Genomic DNA, 19,523 nt, shown 5'->3' with positions numbered 1-19,523 from the left:
GATGGGTACGACGCGTCTCTTCTGCCCTTTGTTGCCCGCAGATTTGGTTGCTGCGGGCAACGAACCAATTGATTTTATGCGTGCGCACCACGATTGTGCATAGGGACTTACCCGGGGCGGGCGTCCACATCAGGGTCGTCGTCGCGCAGCGCAAACTCGCCACGCAACCAGGCTTGACGAATCGCCTCGGCCTCGGCCCAGCGCCGCTGCGGCACCATGACGCGCGCCGGAATCGCCTGCGCCAGCAGGGAGTAAGTCTGCACCATCTGGTCGTCGGCCACTAGGGTGGGCACGCCGCAGGCTTGCAGCCGGCCTTGCAGCAGCCACGCCTCGGTGGCCACGGCAAAGGTGGTGAGCGTTTGCCAGTCGCCTTGTTCGGGGTCGTAGGGGCTGTTGTCGGGCATGGGGCGCTGCTGGGGTTAGAGTGGATTGTGCGCTAGCATGGAGGCCATGATATCCGCCCCCCCAAGCGATGCCTTCGACTACCTGATCGTGGGCGGCGGCTCGGCCGGCTGCGTGCTGGCCGCGCGCCTGAGCGAAGACCCGGGAGTGACTGTGGCGCTGCTGGAGGCCGGCGGCGAGGGCCGCGACCTGGCCATCCGCCTGCCCGCCGGGGTGGTGGCGCTGCTGCCTGCACGCCCCTGCAAATACAACAACTGGGCGTTCGAGACCGTGCCCCAGCCGGGCTTGCTCGGGCGCTGTGGCTACCAGCCGCGCGGCAAGGCGCTCGGCGGTTCGTCGGCCATCAACGCCATGCTGTATGCACGCGGCCACCGCAGCGACTACGACGACTGGGCCGCCGCCGGGGCAGCGGGCTGGTCGCACGCCGAGGTGCTGCCCTTTTTCATGCGCAGCGAGCACAACCAGCGCGGCCCCAACGGCTGGCGCGGCGTCGGCGGACCGCTGCATGTGGCCGATCAGGTCAGCCCACGGCCGATCACGCACGCATTTGTCGAGGCCTGCGCGCAGCACGGCATTGCGCCCAACCCGGACTACAACGGCGAGCGGCAGGATGGGGCTTTCTTGTTTCAGGTCACGCAGTTTCACGACGCGGTCCGGCGCGGCCAGCGCTGCTCGGCGGCGGCCTTTGTGCACCCGGTGCTGCAGCGCCCCAACCTGACGCTGCTCACCCGCACCCACGCCACCCGCGTGCTGTTCGAGGGCCGGCGCGCCGTAGGGGTGCAGGCGCGCCAGCGCGGCCGCAGTGTGAGCTTGCGCGCGCGGCGCGAGGTGGTTTTGTGTGCCGGCGCCTTGCAAACGCCGCAGTTGCTGCTGCTCTCGGGCGTCGGGCCGGCGGAGGAATTGCTGCGGCACGGCATCCCGCTGCTGCACCGCCTGCCCGGGGTCGGGCAGAACCTGCAAGACCACCTAGACCTGACGCTCTCGTACCGCAGCGACCGCACCGATCTGTTTGGCATCGGCCTAGGGGCCGCTTGGCAGCACTTGACGGCTTGGCGGCAGTGGCGCCGCGACGGCAGCGGGCCGCTGAGTTCGCCCAGCGCCGAGGGCGGTGCCTTCTGGCGCTCACAGCCCGAGCTGGACCGCCCCGATCTGCAGCTGCACTTTTGCGTCGGCATCGTGGACGATCACGCGCGCAAGCTGCACTGGGGCTACGGCTTTAGCTGCCACGTCTGCGTGCTGCGGCCCCATTCGCGCGGCCGGGTGGGCCTGCACAGCGCCGACCCGCTGGCCGCGCCGCTGATCGACCCGGCCTACCTGTCCGATGCGCGCGATCTGCAACTGCTGGTGCAAGGCGCGCAACAGATGCGCGAGATTTTGCTGCGCAGCCCCTTGCAGCCGTGGCGCGGTACGCCGCTGTTCGACGAGCAGTTGCAGGGCCAAGCGGCGTGGGAGCAGCTGGTGCGCAGCCGCGCCGACACCATCTACCACCCGGTGGGCACCTGCCGCATGGGGGCCGACGAGGGTGCGGTGGTGGATGCGCAGCTGCGCGTGCACGGCCTTGCGGGGCTGCGCGTGGCCGATGCCTCGATCATGCCCACGCTCGTCGGCGGCAACACCAACGCGCCCTCGATCATGATCGGCGAGCGCGCGGCGGCGTGGCTGCGGGCAGAATGCGGTGCCTGAGTGCGTTCGCTGCCGCGTGCATCGGCGCAAGGCAGGCCATTGGGGCTGTGTCACCGATCAGGTGCGCAAAATGCGCGCACGCAATCAAATTTATTTGATGTAGCGCAAACAGGCCCCCTGCGCTTTTGGCTAGCATACGCTCCCTGAGCCCGCTCATGGGGGCTCGGATTCGACCCATGGAGACACTTTGATGACCGCCCCTACCCGCCGCCGCATCTGGGCCCAACTGTTGCTCACCATCGCCGTGGCCTTGATGCTGGTCTGGACGGCGGTGATCGTCTGGCAGGGCCATGTGGCGCGCCAAGCGGCGATCGAGCAGGCGCGGGTGTTCACCGCCAGCCTGCACGACGCCACCATGGCCGGCCTGACCAGCATGATGATGACTGGCACCATCGACCAGCGCCATCTGTTCCTCGAGCAGCTCAACGCGCTCGGCAGCATCGAGGACGTGCGGGTGGTGCGCGGGCCCGGGGTGGCGGCGACTTTCGGCCCCGGCACCGACGCCGACCTGCGCCCCGACGCTGCCGAGCAGTGGGTGATCGAGACCGGGCAGGAGTACGCCGAGGTGCTGCAAGACGAACGCGGCGAATTTCTGCGCGTGATCCGGCCCACGCTCAACTCCACCAACTACTTGGGCAAAAACTGCATGACTTGCCACGCCGTGCCCGAAAACGCGGTGCTGGGCACGGTGAGCATGCGCGTGCCGCTGGCCGAAGTGAACCAGCAAATGGACACCCAGCGCTGGCAATCGATCCTGCTGGCGCTGCTGACCAGCATCCCGGTGCTGCTGCTGATCTACCCGTTCATCAACCACATGGTGACCAAGCCGCTGCGCCGTTCGGTCGCTTTGGCGCAAGACATCGCTGGCGGCGATCTGTCGCAAGAGGTGGTGGTGGACTCGCGCAACGAAATCGGCCTGCTGCAGACGGGTTTGCGCGACATGACGCTGAGCCTGCGCAAGCTGGTCGGGCGCGTGCAAGCGGGCACCGATTCGATCCTCGCGGCTTCCGGCGACATCGCCAGCGGCAACAACGACCTGTCGCAGCGCACCGCCTTGCAGGCCGACTCGACCGAGCAGATCGTGGGCGCGCTGGAGCAGCTGGCCGAGGTGGTGGGCCAAAACGCGGCGCACGCGCGCTCGGCCGATGCGCTGGCGCAGTCGGCCTCGGCGGTGGTCGGGCGCGGCGGCGAGTCGGTGCGGCAGGTGGTGCAGACCATGGAGGCGATCGAGGCCTCTTCGCGCAAGGTCGCCGACATCATCGCCGTGATCGACACCATTGCCTTTCAAACCAACATCCTGGCGCTCAACGCCGCAGTCGAGGCGGCGCGTGCGGGCGAACAGGGGCGTGGCTTTGCGGTGGTGGCCGCCGAGGTGCGCGCGCTGGCGCAGCGTTCGGCGCAGGCGGCGCGCGAGATCAAGGCGCTGATCGACGCCTCGGTGCAGCAGACGTCGGCCGGCACCGCGCAGGTGCACCGCGCCGGGCAGGACATGGCCGAGGTGGTGCGCTCGATCCAGGCGGTGACGCAGCTGATCAGCGACATGGCCTCTGCCGGCGCGCAGCAGGCGCAGGGCATCGAGGGCGTCAAGCGCTCGGTGTCCGAGATCAGCGACGTGACGCAGCAAAACGCGGCGCTGGTCGAGCAGGCGGCGGCGGCGGCCAGTTCCTTGCGGGAGCAAGCGGCCGAACTCGATCAGCTGGTGGCCACCTTCAAGCGCTGAGGAGGGGCTGAGGGGCTTTTTTGCCGCTGCTTGGCTGCTGCTTGGCTGCTGCTTGGTGCTGTCTAGCCGCGCCAGAAAAACAGCGCGCTCATCACCAGCCCGGTGCACACCACCACCGCGCGCACGGTGCGCATAGACAAGCGCCGGGCGTGGCGCGCCCCCACATAGCCGCCCAAGGTGGCGGTGGCCATCATCAGCAGCGCCGGGCCCCAAGCGATCACGCCGGCCAGCACGAAGGTGAGCACCGACAGCAGCGACAGCACCAGCGAGTTGAGGTTTTTGAGCGCGTTGGCGGTGTGCAGGTTTTTTTCGCCGCTGGCGCTGTAGAGCGCCATCAGCAAGATGCCCAGCCCGCCGTTGAAATAGCCGCCGTAGGTGGCCACCGCCAGCAGCCCGGGGTTGCGCCAGCGCGGCTCTGCACTGGCCGACGCCGCAACTAGGTGGCGCGCCAACCAGGGGCCAAGCAGAAACAGCGCGGTGGCAAAGAGCAGCAGCCACGGGATCAGGCCGCGAAACACCTCGGCCGGTGTGACCAGCAACAGCAGCGCCCCCAACACGCCGCCGGCGGCCGAGAGCAGGGTTTCGCGCAGCAGCCGCCGGCGCGGCAGTTGCGCCAGTTCGGCCCTGAAGCCCAGCGTGCTGCCCAAATAGCCCGGGCTCACGGCCAGGGCGCTGGTGGCGTTGGCCACGATCGGCGGCAGCCCGGCCACCAGCAGCGCCGGCAGGGTCAAAAAACTGCCGCCGCCGGCGATGGCGTTGAGTGCGCCAGCGGCAAAACCGGCGCCGGCGAGCAACAGGGCGATGCTGAGGGTGTCCATGGGTTGATTGTGCCTAGCGCTGCCTGCGAGCTCAGCCTCTCAGCCAAAGCGGCCTAGGCGAGGGCCGCTGGCTGGTGATGCGGATTGTGGCAGGGGCGGTGCTGGGGCGGTGAGTGCGGTTTAAGGCAGCGGCTCGACCGCAACCGGTACCCGCGCGGCCAGCGCGCACATCAGCTCGTAGCCCAAGGTGCCGGCGGCGTGCGCCACCTCGTCGATCGGCAGCAGCGCGCCGCAGCGGCTGCGGCCCCAGAGCGTGACTTCATCGCCCGCGTGGCACGGTCCCAGCTGCGCCTCGACCGGGCCCAGATCGACCGCCAGCATGTCCATGCTCACGCGCCCGACCAAGCGCGTGCGCACGCCGCGCACCAGCACCGGGCCGCCGTGGGCGTTGTGGCCGGGCGCATGGCGCGGGTAGCCGTCGGCGTAGCCGCAGGCCACGATGCCGATGCGCATGGCGCCGGGGGCGGTGTAGGTGGAGCCGTAGCCGACGGTTTCGCCGGCGGCCAGCTCTTGCACCGCGATCAGCTGGCTGGCCAGCGTCATGGCGGGTTCAAGCGCCCAGTGCGCGGCGCTGTGGGTGGGGAAGTCGGGCGAGCTGCCATAGAGCGCGATGCCGGGCCGGGTCCAGTCGGCGGCCAGCGGCTGTGCCTCGGGGCCGCTGCCCAGCCGCAGTGCCAGCCCGTGGCGCAGCAGGGCGGCGCTGTTGCACAGGCTGCGCTCGCCGGGCAGGTCGTGGCTGGCGCGCACAAAGGCCTCGAGCTGGTGCTGCACGCCCATCTGGCCGGCGCGCTGGCCGTCGGCGTCGCTGAAGTGCGTCATCAGACTGATTTCTTCGACCTGGGGCAGGTGGCTCAGGCGCGTGTAGGCGGCGCGAAAGGCCTCGGGGCGCAGGCCGAGCCGGTTCATGCCCGAGTTCATTTTTAGGAACACGCGCTGCGGTGTTTCGCACTTGTGCGCCGCCAGCCAGTCGATCTGCTCGCTGCGGTGCACCACGTGCCACAGCTGCAGCCGCGAGCAGGTTTCGAGGTCGCGGGGCTCAAAGGCGCCCTCGAGCAACAAAATGGGGCCGCGCCAGCCCAAGGCGCGCAGCCGCTCGGCCTCGCCCAGGTCCAGCAGCGCCAAGCCGTCGGCGGCGCGCAGCGCGTCAAACACGCGCTCGATGCCGTGGCCGTAGGCGTTGGCCTTGAGCACCGCCCACACCCGGGCCGAGCCACCGGCGCGGCGGCAGCGTTGTAGGTTGTGCTGCAGCGCAGGCAGGTGGATGGTGGCGAGGATGGGGCGCGGCATGGTGGGGCTGCAATCAGGCCATAGAGGCTTCGGAGGCCTCGGCGGTCTCGGCGGCGGCGCTGAGGGCCTCGTCGAGCGCCTCGACCCAATGCCGCACCGGCGTCTGGGTGCCGCTTTGCAGGTGCGTGATGCAGCCGATGTTGGCCGACACGATCTGGTCGGCCCCCAGCTCGCCCAAGTGCCCGAGCTTGCGCTCGCGCAGCTGGCCCGACAAAGCGGCTTGCAGCACCGCATAGGTGCCGGCTGAGCCGCAGCACAGGTGCGCCTCGGTGCGCGCCGTGTGCACCTCAAAGCCGAGTGCGCGCAAGCCCTGCTCGACGCCGCCGCGCAGTTGCTGCCCGTGCTGCAGGGTGCAGGGCGGGTGGTAGGCCAGCTTGGGGCGTGGCCGTGCGGTGGCGGGCACGTGGGCCAGTTTGCGTTGCAGCGCCGGCACCAGATCGGGCAGCAGCTCGCTCAAGTCGCGCGCCAAGGCGCTCACCCGCTGCGCCTTGGCGGCGTAGGCCGGGTCGTGGCGCAGTTGGTGGCCGTAGTCTTTAAGCAGCACGCCGCAGCCCGAGGCGTTGCTGACGATGGCCTCCACCGGTTGCGTGCTGTCGGGGCGCACGTAGGGCCACCAGGCGTCGATGTTGGCGCGCATGTGGACCAAGGCACCGCTGTGGTCATCTAGGTGCAGCCGCAGCGCGCCGCAGCAGCCGCCTGCGGGCAGGCGCAGCACCTGCACCCCGGCGGCGTCGAGCACGCGCGCGCTGGCGTGGTTGATGCTGGGCAGCATGGCCGGCTGCACGCAGCCTTCGGGCAGCAGCACGCGGCGCGGATGCGCCCGCTGTGGCCACGCACCTGCGGGCAGGCGCTGCGGCACCTTGGCGCGCAGCGCCGCCGGCAACAGGGGGCGCATGGCTTGGCCTAGGCGCATGGCCGGCGCAAACCAGCGCGACGTCAGCCCCTCTTTGAGCAGCCAGCGCAGGGCGCGCTGGGGGCTGCTGCGCGGCACCTGCGCGGCCACCACCTTGCGCCCGACGTCGAGCAGCTTACCGTATTCGACCCCGCTCGGGCAGGTGCTTTCGCAGTTGCGGCAGGTCAGGCAGCGGTCTAGGTGCTGCTGCGTGCGCTCGGTTGGGGTTTCGCCTTCGAGCACCTGCTTGATGAGGTAGATGCGGCCGCGTGGGCCATCGAGCTCGTCGCCCAGCAGCTGGTAGGTGGGGCAGGTGGCGGTGCAAAAGCCGCAGTGCACGCACTTGCGCAAGATCTCCTGCGCTGTCAGACCGTCGGGGGTGCCTTGGTAGGGCGGAGCGAGTTGGGTTTGCATCGCGGGCGGGGCGGGCTAATAAGGGGGTGGAAAAGGCGCGATGGCGCTCAAAGGGTTAAGCACGCGGGGATCACAAACCCCAGCCCCACTGGCCGGGGTTGAGCAGGCCGTCCGGGTCGAATTCGGCCTTGAGGCGCTGGTGGATGGCTTGCAAGGCCGGGGCCGGGGGGGTGAGGCGCATGGCCGCCTGTGTGGCAGCGGCATTGTGGTCGGCGTCAGCCACCGCTGCGCTTTGTGGGCTGCGCCACAGGGTGGCGTGGCCACCTTGGGCCTGTGCCCAGGCGCGCAAGGGGGCGGCCTGGTTCAGCGGGGCCCAGACCCAGCGCAGCCCGCCGTGCCACTCGATCAGGGTCGGCCAAGGGGCATCCAGTGTGGCGCTGGTGGGGGCCACGCTCAGGCGCCACAGGGCGGCGTCGGGCGCGGGGGGGTGGGTGAAAAAAGGCAGGGTCTGCTCGCGGCAGGCCTGCCAGTCGGTGGCACAGGCGGCGGGGTCGAGCTGCTCGCCGCGGGCCGCGGCCAGCATCTGCGGGCAGGCCGCGGCCACGGCGGCTGCGGCGCCGCGCAGGCGCACGTAGAGGTGTTCGGGGGCGTGCGCGGCGCTGAGGTCGCGCACCCAGCAGCTGGCGTTGAGCGGCAGCGGCAGGGCGCGCCAGCGCGCCAGCTGCTCGAGCGCCGCCGCCTGGGTCAGCTCGAAGCGCAAGGTGGCCTCGGCCGGCGCCAGCGGCAGCACCTTGAGCGAGACCTGGGCCAGCACCCCCAGGCTGCCCCAGCTGCCCGCGAGCAGGCGGCTGAGGTCGTAGCCGGCCACGTTTTTCATCACCTGGCCACCAAACTCGAGGTACTGGCCACGCCCGTTGAGCACATGCACCCCAAGCACGAAATCGCGCAGCGCCCCGGCACTGGCACGCGCTGGGCCGCTCAAGCCAGCCGCCACGGCACCGCCAAGCGTGGCCCCAGGGCCAAAGTGCGGCGGCTCAAAAGCCAGGCACTGACCCTGCGTGGCCAGCAGCGCTTCGATCTCGGCCAGTGGCGTGCCGGCGCGCGCCGTGAGCACCAGCTCCGAGGGTTCGTAGGCCACGATGCCGCGGTGAGCGCCGGTGTGCAGCGCGAGTGCATTGGGCGCCGGGGGCAGGCACAGAAAGGCCTTGCTGCCACCGCCGACGAGGCGCACGGGCCGGCTTTCTAGGCGCGCCGCCTGCAGGATGTCAATCCAACTTTGGAGCGCGGGGGCCAAGGCGCTGGCGGCGGTCTCTGGGGGGGCTTGCATGGGCGCAATGGTAACGGGCCGCAAACGCCCGCCGTGTGATATTTTTTAATGCCCGGCATCAGTCCCAGTACAGCGCTGCGGGCAGGCCTGGGGTGTCGACGCGGCGCGCAAACACCGCCCCCGATTGGGGATGGCGCTCAATCTCAGCGACGCTGCGGCCCGAACGCATGGAGGTGACAAACAGGGTGTGCCCATCGTGTCCACCCAGGCACACGCCGGTGGGGTACAGCGCCGGCACGGGCAGATCGAGCACGGTGCGCCCGTTGCCGTCCAGGCGCCGCACCCGGCCAGAAGCGATCAGGGTCACCCAATAGTGGCCGGTTTGGTCGAGGACGCCGCAGCGGGGCAGGCCCTCGAAGGGCGCGGTATCGGGGCTGGGCGGGGCGCTCGATGGGTCGGGCGGCATGGCGTAGCGAGTCAGCGGCATCGGGGTGCTCAGTTCGGGTGGCCAGCGACCAGGCAGCGACAACGCCGCTTGCACCACTTCACCGCGGCGGGTGTTGCACCAGGTCACGCTGCGGCCATCTGGGGCCCAGCACAAGCCGAGGCCGTCGCCCACTTGGTGCCGAATCGGCTCCAACGGCGGCGGATTGGAGCTGCGCGCGCGCAGGCAGTACAGGGTGCTGGAGTGCGCCGCGCGATGGGTGGCGTCGCGGGTTTGCGCCACCAGCCACAGGCGGCCCCAGGGGTCGCAGGTGCCAGCGCGCCACAAGGCCTCGGCACCGACCGAAGGCAGCACAGCCAGCAAAGTGGGGATGTCGAGCCAAGAGTGGGCGTGGTAGACGCCATCGGCCAGCAGCAGCAGAAAGCCGCCACTGCGGCAAGGCGTCAGCCCAGTGATCGGGCTCGCAAACCCCCAGTGCTCTGTACGGCCGCTGGGCACGTGCAGCCGCCAGGCGCGCTTGAGCGGCGGGTCGATCCAGTACAGGCGCTCCTCGCGGGCGCTCCAGAAAGGCGCTTCGCCCGCGGCGCACAGCACATCGCTCACCACTTGCCAGTCGGTGCCGCTGGTGTCGGCCATGCTTTGCATCCTTTCCCTTGTTTGAGCTACGGGCTACACTAGCCCCATGTTGTGGGTCAAAGCCTTTCATATTATCTTCGTAGCCAGTTGGTTTGCGGGCCTTTTTTATTTGCCGCGCATTTTTGTCAACTTGGCGCTCGTTGAGCCCGACAGCGTGGCCGAGCGCGATCGCCTGCTGCTGATGGCGCGCAAGCTGCTGCGCTTCATGACACTGCTGGCGCTGCCGGCCTTGGGGTTGGGGCTGTGGTTGTGGGTCGGGTATGGCATAGGTTGGGGTCCGGGCAACGGTTGGATGCACGCCAAATTGCTGGTGGTGGTCGTGCTGTTGGCCTACCATGGCTATTGTGCCCAGCTGCTGCGCGATTTCGAGGCGGGCCGCAACCGCCGCAGCCACGTCTGGTACCGCTGGTTCAACGAAGCGCCGGTGCTGTTGCTGGTGGCGGGCGTGTTGCTGGTGGTGCTCAAGCCTTTTTGAAGCCGGTGGCACAAGCGCCTGCTGCTTTGGTTTGCCCAACGGCCTGACCCAACGCGCCCGATGAACACCCTCGGCTCCCTGTCGTCGGCCTCTAGGCCCTACCCGTTGGCGCTGGTGTTGGTGCTGCTGTACGCGGCGCTGGTGGTTTACGCCAGCCTCTACCCATTCAGTGGCTGGCGCTACCAGGGGGTGGCGCTGTGGGCGTTTTTGTTTGCCCCTTGGCCGGCCCACTGGACGGGTTTTGATGTGGCTGCCAACCTGCTGGCCTACGTGCCGCTGGGGCTTTTGCTGACCCTGGCCGTTGCGCGCAGCGGCAGCGCGCGCCTGGCGGCCAGCGTGGGCTTGCTGCTGCCGTGCCTGTTGTCGCTGGCACTCGAGAGTGCCCAAGGGCTGCTGGTGCAGCACCGGGTGCCTTCGCAAGTGGATTGGATCCTGAACACGGTGGGTGCGGCCTTGGGGGTGGGGCTGGCGCTGTGGCTGTTGCGTTCGCGCTGGCCGGCGCGCTGGAACGCCTTTCGCCAGACCGGACTGATGCCGCAGACCCACGGTGCGCCGGCGCTGTTGGCGCTGTGGCCGCTGGCCTTGGTCTACCCGACTTCGGTGCCCTTTGGTCTGGGTCAGGTCTGGTACCGGCTCGAGGGCACGCTTTACGCGTGGGCCGAGGGCAGTTTTTTGCAACCTTGGCTGCCTGTGCCTTTGCCCGAGCCGCCCCTGAGCCCGCTCACCGAGGCGATTGTGGTGGCCTTGTGCGTCTGGGCGCCGCTGCTGCTGGGCTATGCGGTGCTGCGCCGGGTTGGGCAGCGTTTGCTGTTTATGCTGCTGGCGCTGGCGCTGGTGCTGGGGGCGTTGTTGCTGTCTGCCAGCCTGACGTGGGGGCCAGCGCACGCCTGGGCCTGGCTCACGCCGTCGGCGTCTTTGGGGTTGAGTTTTGCTGTGGCGCTGGCGTTTTTGAGCCTGGCTTTGGGACACCGGGCTGCGGCCGTTTTGTCGCTGCTGGCCTGGGTGTTGGCGCTGACCTTGCTCAACCGCGCGCCCGCTGAGCCGTATTTCGCCCAGTCGCTGCAGCTGTGGGAGTGGGGCCGCTTCATCCAGTTGCACGGCCTGACGCAGTGGCTGGGGGCGCTGTGGCCCTTTGCGGCGCTGTGGGTGGGCTTGCGGCTGGCCTTGCGGGCCGCGCCAAGGCAGGTCTACAATCGCCGCGCATGAACCCCGCCACACCCGCGCCAAGCTATTATGAGCGCCATATTTTCTTTTGCCTCAACCAGCGCGACAACGGCCAAGCCTGCTGCGCCGCGCTCGGCGCCCAGCAAGCCTTTGACCACTGCAAGGCGCGCGTCAAGGCCTTGGGCCTAGACGGCCCGGGCCGGGTGCGGGTCAACAAGGCCGGTTGCCTAGACCGCTGCGCCGGCGGGCCGGTGGCGGTGGTCTATCCGCAAGGCACGTGGTACACCTACCTAGACCGCGCCGATCTGGATGAGATCATCGACTCGCATCTGTGCGACGGCGTGCCGGTGCAGCGCCTGTTGCTCGATCCCGAGGTCGGGCGCTGAGAAGCCCAGCGCTGCAGCCCGCATGAACGCGCACACCCAGACCCGTCTGCTCCCGGGCCCGCAAGGGGCGCTGGAGGTGGCGATCGACGAGCCGGCGCAGCCCCGTTCCGGTGGCGGACTCGCGCTGATCGCGCACCCACACCCGCTGTTTGGCGGCACGCTGCACAACAAAGTGGTGCAGACGCTGGCGCGGGCGCACGTGCAGCAGGGCTGGCGGGTGTTGCGCTTCAATTTTCGCGGTGTTGGGGCCAGCGCCGGTGTCCACGACCACGGCGTGGGCGAGACCGACGACCTGCTGGCGCTGCTGCAACTCGAGGCCGCGCACGGGCCGCTGGCGTTGGCCGGCTTTTCTTTTGGCGCCTACGTGGTGCTGCGCGCGCTCGAGCGCTTGCCGGCGCAGCGCTTGCCGCAATCGGTGCTGCTGGTGGGGGCGGCGGCCAGCCGCTTCGAGCTGCCCGTGCTGGCGGCTGAACTTCACGAGCGCACGGCGCTCATACACGGCGAGACCGATGACACGGTGCCCTTGGCCGCCGTGCTCGACTGGGCGCGGCCGCAAAGCCTGCCGGTCACCGTGGTGCCCGGGGTCGAGCATTTTTTTCACGGCCGCCTCGGCTTGCTCAAAGCGCTGACGCTGCGGCATTTGCGCGCCTGCGAGCCAGCTTTCTGATAAGCCATGTGGCCGATAGCGGCCACGACGGCGCTCCTCGCGCCTCTAGGCCGATCACAACCGAACCGACTATTTGCCCACCGCCTCACCATGACGCTGCCCTTACTGAATCGCGTGTTCCTTTACGTTCTGCTGTGCGTGGGCTGGCTGCTGGGCGCGGCCAGCCCGGCTTGGGCCAGCAGCCCGCAGCCGCCCGAAATCGCGGCGCGCGCGTTTGTGTTGCTCGACGCCACCAGCGGCCAGGTATTGGCCGAGCGGGAAGCCGACCGCGAGGTCGAGCCGGCCTCGCTGACCAAGCTGATGAGCGCCTATCTGGTGTTCGAGGCGCTGCGCGCCGGCCGCATCGAGCGCACGCAAACGCTCACCGTGAGCGAGCGCGCCTGGCGCATGCCGGGCTCGCGCCTGTTTGCGCCCCAAGGCGCGCAAGTGCCCGTCGAAGCCTTGCTCAAGGGCATGATCGTGCTCTCGGCCAACGACGCCACCGTCGCCTTGGCCGAGGGCGTGGCGGGTTCGGTGGAGCGCTTTGTCGAGCGCATGAACCAGCAGGCGCAGGCGCTGGGCCTGACGCGCACGCGCTTTGTCAACCCCGAGGGCATGAGCGCCCCCGGCCACCGCAGCACGGCGCGCGACCTGGCGCAGCTGGCGGCGCGCCTGAGCCGCGACTTCCCCGAGTTCATGCCCTACTTTGCCATCCAGCGCTACCACTACCCCGGCGCGCCGGCGGTCAACGTCAACAACCGCAACCTGCTGCTGCTGCGCGACCCCACCGTCGATGGCATGAAAACTGGCCACACCGAGGCCGCGGGTTACGGCATCGTGGCCAGCGCGCAGCGCCCCTTTGCCGCGCTCGGCCCCGGGGATGCCGGGCAGCGCCGGCTGATCGCCGTGGTGCTGGGGGCCAACAGCGAAAACGCCCGCGCCGCGCAGAGCCAGACCCTGCTCAACTGGGGCTACGCGGCCTTTGAGGCGGTGCGCCTGTTTGCGCCCGGCCAAGTGGTGTCGCAGCCGCCGGTGTGGCAGGGCCGCGCTTCCACGGTGCCGCTCGGTCGCCCTGAGGGCGTGGTGGTCACGGTGCCGGCCGGGCAAGCGGCGGGTTTGCGCACCGAGCTGCTGCGGCCCGAGCCGCTGCTGGCGCCGCTGCTCAAAGACCAGCCGCTGGGCACGCTGCGGGTGCGCAACGCCCGTGGCGACGTGGTGGCCGAAGTGCCGCTGTTCGTGCTCGAGGCGGTGCCGCAAGCCGGCCTGCTGGGGCGCTTCTGGGGCGCGCTGCGGCTCTGGATCCAGTAGCCGAGCGTGTCAGTAGCCGAGCAACGCGCTCGGGTACGCGCTGGTCAAGCGCCGCGTTTCGTGGCAGACTGGGGCCGTACACGTGGCAGCGCTGAAGGCGGGGTCGAGCCTTGGCGGCTGGGCGCGTGTGGTGCCCACAACCCCAAGGAGCAAGCATGACTGCCATGATGAAAGCCGCCATCTTCGTCGAACCCGGCCGCATCGAGCTGGCCGACAAACCCATCCCCGCGGTGGGGCCCAACGATGCCTTGGTGCGCATCACCACCACCACCATCTGCGGCACCGACGTGCACATCCTCAAAGGCGAGTACCCGGTCGCCAAGGGGCTCACGGTGGGTCACGAGCCGGTGGGCGTGATCGAAAAACTCGGTTCGGCCGTGATCGGCTACCAAGAGGGCCAGCGCGTGATCGCCGGCGCCATCTGCCCCAACTTCAACTCCTACGCCGCCCAGGACGGGGCGCCGTCGCAAGACGGCAGCTACTTGGTGCCGTCGGGGCGCTGCGGCTGTCACGGCTACAAGGCCACCGCCGGCTGGCGCTTTGGCAACATGATCGACGGCACCCAAGCCGAGTACGTGCTGGTGCCCGACGCCCAAGCCAACCTGGCCCCGGTGCCCGAGGGCCTGAGCGACGAGCAGGTGCTGATGTGCCCCGACATCATGTCCACCGGCTTCAAGGGGGCCGAGAACGCCAACATCAAAATCGGCGACACCGTGGTCGTGTTCGCCCAAGGCCCCATCGGCCTGTGCGCCACCGCCGGGGCGCGTTTATTAGGGGCGAGTACCATCATCGGCGTCGATGGCAACGACCACCGGCTGGCGATCGCGCGCCAGCTGGGGGCCGACATCACGCTCAACTTCAAGCAGTGCGACGTGGTGGCCGAGGTCATGCGCCTCACTGGCGGCAAGGGTGCCGACTCATCCATCGAGGCGCTGGGCCTGCAAGCGACCTTCGAGGCCGCGCTGCGCGTGCTCAAACCCGGCGGCACGCTGTCGAGCTTGGGGGTGTACTCCGAAGACCTGAAGATTCCGCTCTCGGCCTTTGCCGCTGGGCTGGGGGACCACCGCATCGTCACCGCGCTGTGCCCGGGCGGCAAGGAGCGCATGCGCCGGCTGATGAACGTGGTCGCCAGCGGCCGCCTCGATCTGGGCCTGCTGGTGACGCACCACTACCGGCTCGACGACATCGTCGCCGCCTACGACTTGTTTGCCAACCAGCGCGACGGCGTGCTCAAGGTGGCGATCAAACCCTGAGAGGCTGCGCAGAGCGGGCCGCTTTTGATGCGCTGCAACAACGGTCGCGGATTTTCGTTATAGTGCGGCACGGAACTTGGGGCGGCTGCGCGGCCTCCTAGGTTGTGCTCATTATTTTGAAAGCTCTGCGTGAAACTACTGCTTTGGGTCGTGACCCTTCTCGTTCTGGCTCTCTGGACCGGCACCATCTGGGTCTTAACCGGCTTGGCCGACTGGCTGGCGGCGCAAGTCGCCACCGGCGAGGCCGCCAACTTGGCCGACATCATCGCGCAGTGGCCGGTGCCGCCCGAGTTGGCGCCGTGGATCGGCGAAGCGTTTTTGCTGCCGCTGCGCGACCTGTTCGCTTGGACCGTGGGGGTGCTGGAGTCGCTGCTGCCCTTCCTGCCGGGCTTGGTGGGGATTTTGTCGGTGATTTTGTGGATCGTCTGGTTCATCGTCACCGGCCTGATCGTGGTGCTGGCTTTGCTAGGCCATTGGGCGCTGAGCAAGGCACAGCGCTTGCGCACCAACCTGCGCACCACCTGAAGTTGCCCGCTCCGCCCGCATACCTGCCCGCGTTTGGCGCCAAACCCCGCTTTTCGCCTTTAGCCACGCTGCTGCCCGCATGAACCACGGCCCCGAAAACTGCCCGCGCACTTGGGCGCAGCGTTGTCGTGCTTGGGCCGAAGGCTTGGGGGCGGGGGGGCTGGGCGCTGCGGCATCGGGCCCGGCAGAGGCGCCGGGCGCACCAGCTGCAGTGGGTGCTGAAGCTTCTGCGCGGGGCGCGCCGGGCATCAGCATCGCCGAGTTGGTCGATCTGCACGGCCATGGCGGCTCGCGGCCCTTGTTGCTCATGCTGCTGGCGTGCCTATGCCTGCCTCCCATCATGGGCTTGGGCACCGCCATGAGTGTGGCCATCATCGCCATTGCTTGGCAGTGGGGGCAGCCCACGGCAGCGGCGTTGCCACAGCGGCTGGCGCGCGCGCGCCTGAGCCCCGCCTGGAGCCGGCGCACGCTGCACGCGCTGGCCTGGTTGCACGACTGCGCTGCGGCTTGGATACGCCCGCGCCTGACGTGGTTGGCGCACCACAGCTTGAGCGGCCTGTGGGCGCTGTGGATCGTCTGGATGGCGCTGCTGATCTTTATACCGTTGCCTTTGGGCAACATCTTGCCCGGCCTGAGCCTGATCGCGCTCTGCTTGGGCTGGATGCACCGCGACGGCCTGCTGCTGCTGCTGTCGCTGCTCGTGGGCGCCATCGGCAGCGCCTATGCCTCAGGCATCGTGGCGGTGGCCGTGCTGGCGGCTTGGCGTGCTTGGGGGTCGGTCTATCCACCTTTGGCTTGACCGCTGCGCGCCTTTCGTGCTACATTCACGGGCTTTTCGGCATTTGGCCGAGAGGGTCAGCCGTTTTTCAAACGTTTAGGGACGTTTTTTTCAATGCCAACCATTAATCAACTCGTGCGCCAGGGCCGGGAGGTCGAACAGACCAAATCCAAAAGCCCGGCCATGGAAAACTGCCCGCAGCGCCGTGGCGTCTGCACCCGCGTCTACACCACGACGCCCAAAAAGCCGAACTCGGCCTTGCGCAAAGTCGCCAAAGTGCGCCTGACCAATGGCTTTGAGGTGATTTCGTACATCGGCGGCGAAGGCCACAACCTGCAAGAGCACAGCGTGGTGCTGGTGCGCGGCGGCCGGGTCAAAGACTTGCCCGGCGTGCGCTACCACATCGTGCGCGGCTCGCTCGACTTGCAAGGCGTGAAAGACCGCAAGCAGTCGCGCTCCAAATACGGCGCCAAACGGCCCAAAGCCAAATAAGCCGCAGCCCAGAGGCTGTAGCTTGTGTTTCGTTGCCCAAGGCCAGCGCGCAGCGCGTGTGTCTTGAGCGTCTAGGCCCCAAACGCACGCCGTGTGCGCGGGTCAAGTAAGTGGGAGCCGCGCATGGCTCTCGCGGCAGCACCCAAGGGTGCGGCCAACTGAAGTTTTTAAGGTGTAAAAATGCCACGTCGTCGCGAAGTCCCTAAACGTGAAATCCTGCCGGACCCCAAGTACGGCAATGTCGAGCTGTCCAAGTTCATGAACGTGATCATGGAAGGCGGCAAAAAAGCGGTCGCCGAGCGCATCATTTACGGCGCGCTCGAGACCATGGAGAAAAAATCCGGCAAAGACCCGCTGGAGCTGTTCACCACCGCCATCAACAACGTCAAGCCGATGGTCGAGGTCAAGTCGCGCCGCGTCGGCGGTGCCAACTACCAGGTGCCGGTCGAAGTGCGCCCGGTGCGCCGGCTGGCGCTGTCGATGCGCTGGATCAAGCAGGCCGCACGCAAGCGCGGCGAAAAATCGATGGCCTTGCGTCTGGCCAACGAGCTGCTCGAGGCCAACGAAGGCCGTGGCGGCGCCATGAAGCGCCGCGACGAGGTGCACCGCATGGCCGAGGCCAACAAGGCCTTCAGCCACTTCCGCTTCTAAGCCACGCCGGCCTGCTGCCGTCCGTCTCGCAAGCGGCGCACCTTTCAGGCCCCCTGCTTATCGCCCACCCCCAAAGCCCGCCGCACTCGACCACCCGAGTGGGCGGGCTTGGCCCGTATCTTTCGGAGATTTTTTCATGCCCCGCACCACGCCCATCGAGCGTTACCGCAACATCGGTATCTCGGCCCACATCGACGCCGGCAAGACCACCACCACCGAGCGCATCCTGTTTTACACCGGGGTCAACCACAAAATCGGCGAGGTCCACGACGGTGCGGCCACCATGGACTGGATGGAGCAAGAGCAAGAGCGCGGCATCACCATCACCTCGGCAGCCACCACCTGCTACTGGAAGGGCATGGACCTGTCCTACCCCGAGCACCGCTTCAACATCATCGACACCCCGGGTCACGTGGACTTCACGATCGAAGTCGAGCGCAGCATGCGCGTGCTCGACGGTGCCTGCATGGTCTATTGCGCCGTGGGCGGCGTGCAGCCGCAGTCCGAAACCGTTTGGCGCCAGGCCACCAAGTACAAAGTGCCGCGCTTGGCCTTTGTGAACAAAATGGACCGCACCGGCGCCAACTTCTTCAAGGTCTACGACCAAATGCGCCTGCGCCTGAAGGCCAACCCGGTGCCGGTGGTGATCCCGATCGGGGCCGAAGAGCACTTCAAGGGCGTGATCGATCTGCTCAAGATGAAGGCCATCATCTGGGACGAAGCCTCGCAAGGCATGAAGTTCGAGTACCAAGATATCCCCGCCGAGCTCGCCGCCAGCGCCACCGAATGGCGCGAAAAAATGGTCGAAGCCGCCGCCGAGGCCAGCGAAGAGCTGATGAACAAGTACCTCGAAGAAGGCGACTTGAGCGAGGACGAAATCAAGCTCGGCATCCGCACCCGCGCCATCGCCTGCGAAATCCAGCCCATGCTGTGCGGCACCGCGTTCAAGAACAAAGGCGTGCAGCGCATGCTCGACGCCGTGATCGACTTCCTGCCCTCGCCAGTCGATATTCCACCGGTGGTGGGCAGCGACGAAAAAGACCAGCCCATCAGCCGCAAGGCCGACGACGGCGAGAAGCTCTCGGCGCTGGCCTTCAAGCTCATGACCGACCCCTTCGTCGGCCAACTGACCTTTGTGCGCGTCTATTCGGGCGTGATCAAAAAAGGCGACACGGTCTATAACCCGGTCAAGGGCAAAAAAGAGCGCATCGGGCGCATCGTGCAGATGCACGCCAACAACCGCAACGAGGTCGAAGAAATCCGCGCCGGCGACATCGCCGCCTGCGTCGGCCTCAAAGAAGTGACCACCGGCGAGACCCTGTGCGACCCGGCGGCCGTGATCACGCTGGTGAAAATGGTGTTCCCCGAGCCCGTGATCGCCCAAGCAGTCGAGCCCAAAACCAAGGCCGACCAAGAGAAAATGGGCATCGCCCTGAGCCGCTTGGCGTCCGAAGACCCGTCGTTTCGCGTCAAGACCGACGAGGAATCGGGCCAGACCATCATCGCCGGCATGGGCGAGCTGCACCTCGAGATCATCGTCGATCGCATGAAGCGCGAGTTCGGCGTCGAGGCCAACGTCGGCAAGCCGCAGGTCGCTTACCGCGAAACCATCCGCGGCACGATCGAGGACAGCGAAGGCAAGTTCGTGCGCCAGTCGGGCGGCAAGGGCCAGTACGGCCACGTGGTGCTCAAGATCGAACCGCAAGAGCCGGGCAAGGGCTTCGAGTTCGTCGATGCCATCAAGGGCGGCGTGGTGCCGCGCGAGTTCATCCCGGCGGTGGAAAAGGGCGTGGTCGAAGCGCTCAACACCGGCGTGCTGGCCGGCTACCCGGTGGTCGATGTCAAGGTGACGCTGCATTTCGGCTCCTACCACGACGTGGACTCGTCGGAGCAGGCGTTCAAAATGGCGGCGATTTTCGGCTTCAAAGAAGGCTGCCGCAAGGCCCAGCCGGTGATCCTCGAGCCCATGATGGCGGTCGAGGTCGAGACGCCCGAAGACTACGCTGGCAACGTCATGGGCGACTTGTCCAGCCGGCGCGGCATGGTGCAGGGCATGGACGATATGGTCGGTGGCGGCAAGGTGATCAAGGCCGAAGTGCCGCTGTCCGAGATGTTTGGTTACTCGACCACGCTGCGCTCGATGTCGCAGGGCCGCGCCACCTACACCATGGAGTTCAAGCACTACTCCGAAGCGCCGCGCAACGTGCAAGAGGCCATCATTTCGGCGCGCGCCAAGTAAGTTGTCGCCAAGCGGCGCTGCCCCCTCTGCTTGGGCGGCGGCGCCCTTGGCCCCGGTCTGAGTTGCCCCTTTGGGTGAGGCGGCGTTGCCCGTGACGCCGCC

The 19,523-nt window shown here is 68.1% G+C and carries 19 protein-coding genes; 13 read left to right on the top strand and 6 right to left on the bottom strand.

All coding sequences use genetic code 11. From position 1 onward, the window contains the following. Nucleotides 1–107: 107 nt before the first annotated feature. Entirely contained in the window at nt 108–404 is a 297-nt protein-coding gene (locus tag ACVMK0_RS10685) for a putative signal transducing protein (RefSeq protein ID WP_476463778.1), read from the bottom strand. Between the two features lie 46 nt (nt 405–450). Between ACVMK0_RS10685 and ACVMK0_RS10680 the strand changes: the two genes are divergently transcribed. Together ACVMK0_RS10680 and ACVMK0_RS10675 are read left to right on the top strand one after the other, a co-directional pair. Further along, nucleotides 451–2,085 carry a GMC family oxidoreductase gene (locus ACVMK0_RS10680; protein ID WP_476463777.1) on the top strand — a complete coding sequence of 545 codons (1,635 nt, stop codon included), beginning with the start codon at nt 451–453 and terminating at the stop codon, nt 2,083–2,085. Nucleotides 2,086–2,275: 190 nt separating this feature from the next. Beyond that, nucleotides 2,276–3,805, top strand: a complete 1,530-nt coding sequence (locus tag ACVMK0_RS10675; protein ID WP_476463776.1) for a methyl-accepting chemotaxis protein — start codon at nt 2,276–2,278, stop codon at nt 3,803–3,805. Nucleotides 3,806–3,867: 62 nt separating this feature from the next. Here the strand turns inward: ACVMK0_RS10675 and ACVMK0_RS10670 are convergent, their stop codons facing one another. From ACVMK0_RS10670 to ACVMK0_RS10650, 5 genes are all read right to left on the bottom strand, one after another. Continuing rightward, nucleotides 3,868–4,623, bottom strand: a complete 756-nt coding sequence (locus ACVMK0_RS10670) for a sulfite exporter TauE/SafE family protein (protein WP_476463775.1) — start codon at nt 4,621–4,623, stop codon at nt 3,868–3,870. Between the two features lie 120 nt (nt 4,624–4,743). Further along, nucleotides 4,744–5,910 carry an alanine racemase gene (gene alr / locus ACVMK0_RS10665; protein WP_045536942.1) on the bottom strand — a complete coding sequence of 389 codons (1,167 nt, stop codon included), beginning with the start codon at nt 5,908–5,910 and terminating at the stop codon, nt 4,744–4,746. Nucleotides 5,911–5,923: 13 nt separating this feature from the next. Beyond that, nucleotides 5,924–7,216: a glycolate oxidase subunit GlcF gene (gene glcF / locus ACVMK0_RS10660; RefSeq protein WP_476463774.1), complete on the bottom strand. Its 1,293-nt coding sequence runs from the start codon at nt 7,214–7,216 to the stop codon at nt 5,924–5,926. A gap of 70 nt (nt 7,217–7,286) precedes the next feature. Then, the gene (glcE, locus tag ACVMK0_RS10655) at nt 7,287–8,483 is read right to left on the bottom strand and encodes a glycolate oxidase subunit GlcE (protein ID WP_476463773.1); all 1,197 of its coding nucleotides are present in this window, start codon (nt 8,481–8,483) and stop codon (nt 7,287–7,289) included. A gap of 58 nt (nt 8,484–8,541) precedes the next feature. Continuing rightward, nucleotides 8,542–9,504: an SMP-30/gluconolactonase/LRE family protein gene (locus ACVMK0_RS10650; protein ID WP_476463772.1), complete on the bottom strand. Its 963-nt coding sequence runs from the start codon at nt 9,502–9,504 to the stop codon at nt 8,542–8,544. A gap of 46 nt (nt 9,505–9,550) precedes the next feature. Between ACVMK0_RS10650 and ACVMK0_RS10645 the strand changes: the two genes are divergently transcribed. The 11 genes from ACVMK0_RS10645 to fusA all read left to right on the top strand — a co-directional run bounded on the left by ACVMK0_RS10645 (nt 9,551) and on the right by fusA (nt 19,421). Beyond that, nucleotides 9,551–9,979: a CopD family protein gene (locus ACVMK0_RS10645; RefSeq protein ID WP_045536934.1), complete on the top strand. Its 429-nt coding sequence runs from the start codon at nt 9,551–9,553 to the stop codon at nt 9,977–9,979. A 60-nt stretch (nt 9,980–10,039) separates the two neighbouring features. Continuing rightward, complete coding sequence (locus tag ACVMK0_RS10640; RefSeq protein WP_476463771.1) at nt 10,040–11,185, top strand: VanZ family protein; 1,146 nt, start codon at nt 10,040–10,042, stop codon at nt 11,183–11,185. Beyond that, the gene (locus tag ACVMK0_RS10635; protein ID WP_045536931.1) at nt 11,182–11,529 is read left to right on the top strand and encodes a (2Fe-2S) ferredoxin domain-containing protein; all 348 of its coding nucleotides are present in this window, start codon (nt 11,182–11,184) and stop codon (nt 11,527–11,529) included. The genes ACVMK0_RS10640 and ACVMK0_RS10635 overlap by 4 nt, the downstream gene beginning before the upstream one ends. 22 nt (nt 11,530–11,551) lie before the next feature. Further along, nucleotides 11,552–12,196, top strand: a complete 645-nt coding sequence (locus ACVMK0_RS10630; protein ID WP_045536929.1) for an alpha/beta hydrolase — start codon at nt 11,552–11,554, stop codon at nt 12,194–12,196. 90 nt (nt 12,197–12,286) lie between these two features. After that, the gene (locus ACVMK0_RS10625) at nt 12,287–13,483 is read left to right on the top strand and encodes a D-alanyl-D-alanine carboxypeptidase family protein (protein WP_052468505.1); all 1,197 of its coding nucleotides are present in this window, start codon (nt 12,287–12,289) and stop codon (nt 13,481–13,483) included. Between the two features lie 155 nt (nt 13,484–13,638). Further along, nucleotides 13,639–14,736 carry an NAD(P)-dependent alcohol dehydrogenase gene (locus ACVMK0_RS10620; RefSeq protein ID WP_476463770.1) on the top strand — a complete coding sequence of 366 codons (1,098 nt, stop codon included), beginning with the start codon at nt 13,639–13,641 and terminating at the stop codon, nt 14,734–14,736. A gap of 150 nt (nt 14,737–14,886) precedes the next feature. After that, nucleotides 14,887–15,261, top strand: a complete 375-nt coding sequence (locus ACVMK0_RS10615) for a hypothetical protein (RefSeq protein WP_144400350.1) — start codon at nt 14,887–14,889, stop codon at nt 15,259–15,261. 79 nt (nt 15,262–15,340) lie between these two features. After that, a complete protein-coding gene (locus ACVMK0_RS10610; protein WP_045536921.1) occupies nt 15,341–16,060 on the top strand; it encodes an exopolysaccharide biosynthesis protein in 720 nt (239 codons plus the stop codon). A 93-nt stretch (nt 16,061–16,153) separates the two neighbouring features. Next, the gene (gene rpsL / locus ACVMK0_RS10605; protein ID WP_029463500.1) at nt 16,154–16,531 is read left to right on the top strand and encodes a 30S ribosomal protein S12; all 378 of its coding nucleotides are present in this window, start codon (nt 16,154–16,156) and stop codon (nt 16,529–16,531) included. 180 nt (nt 16,532–16,711) lie between these two features. Then, nucleotides 16,712–17,182: a 30S ribosomal protein S7 gene (gene rpsG, locus ACVMK0_RS10600; RefSeq protein WP_029463501.1), complete on the top strand. Its 471-nt coding sequence runs from the start codon at nt 16,712–16,714 to the stop codon at nt 17,180–17,182. A gap of 136 nt (nt 17,183–17,318) precedes the next feature. Beyond that, nucleotides 17,319–19,421, top strand: coding sequence for an elongation factor G (gene fusA / locus ACVMK0_RS10595; protein ID WP_476463769.1), 2,103 nt, complete (start codon nt 17,319–17,321; stop codon nt 19,419–19,421). Nucleotides 19,422–19,523: the final 102 nt, after the last annotated feature.

This window comes from Serpentinimonas sp. SSL01 (assembly GCF_056323735.1).
This window is presented reverse-complemented; position numbering and strand designations above follow the sequence as displayed.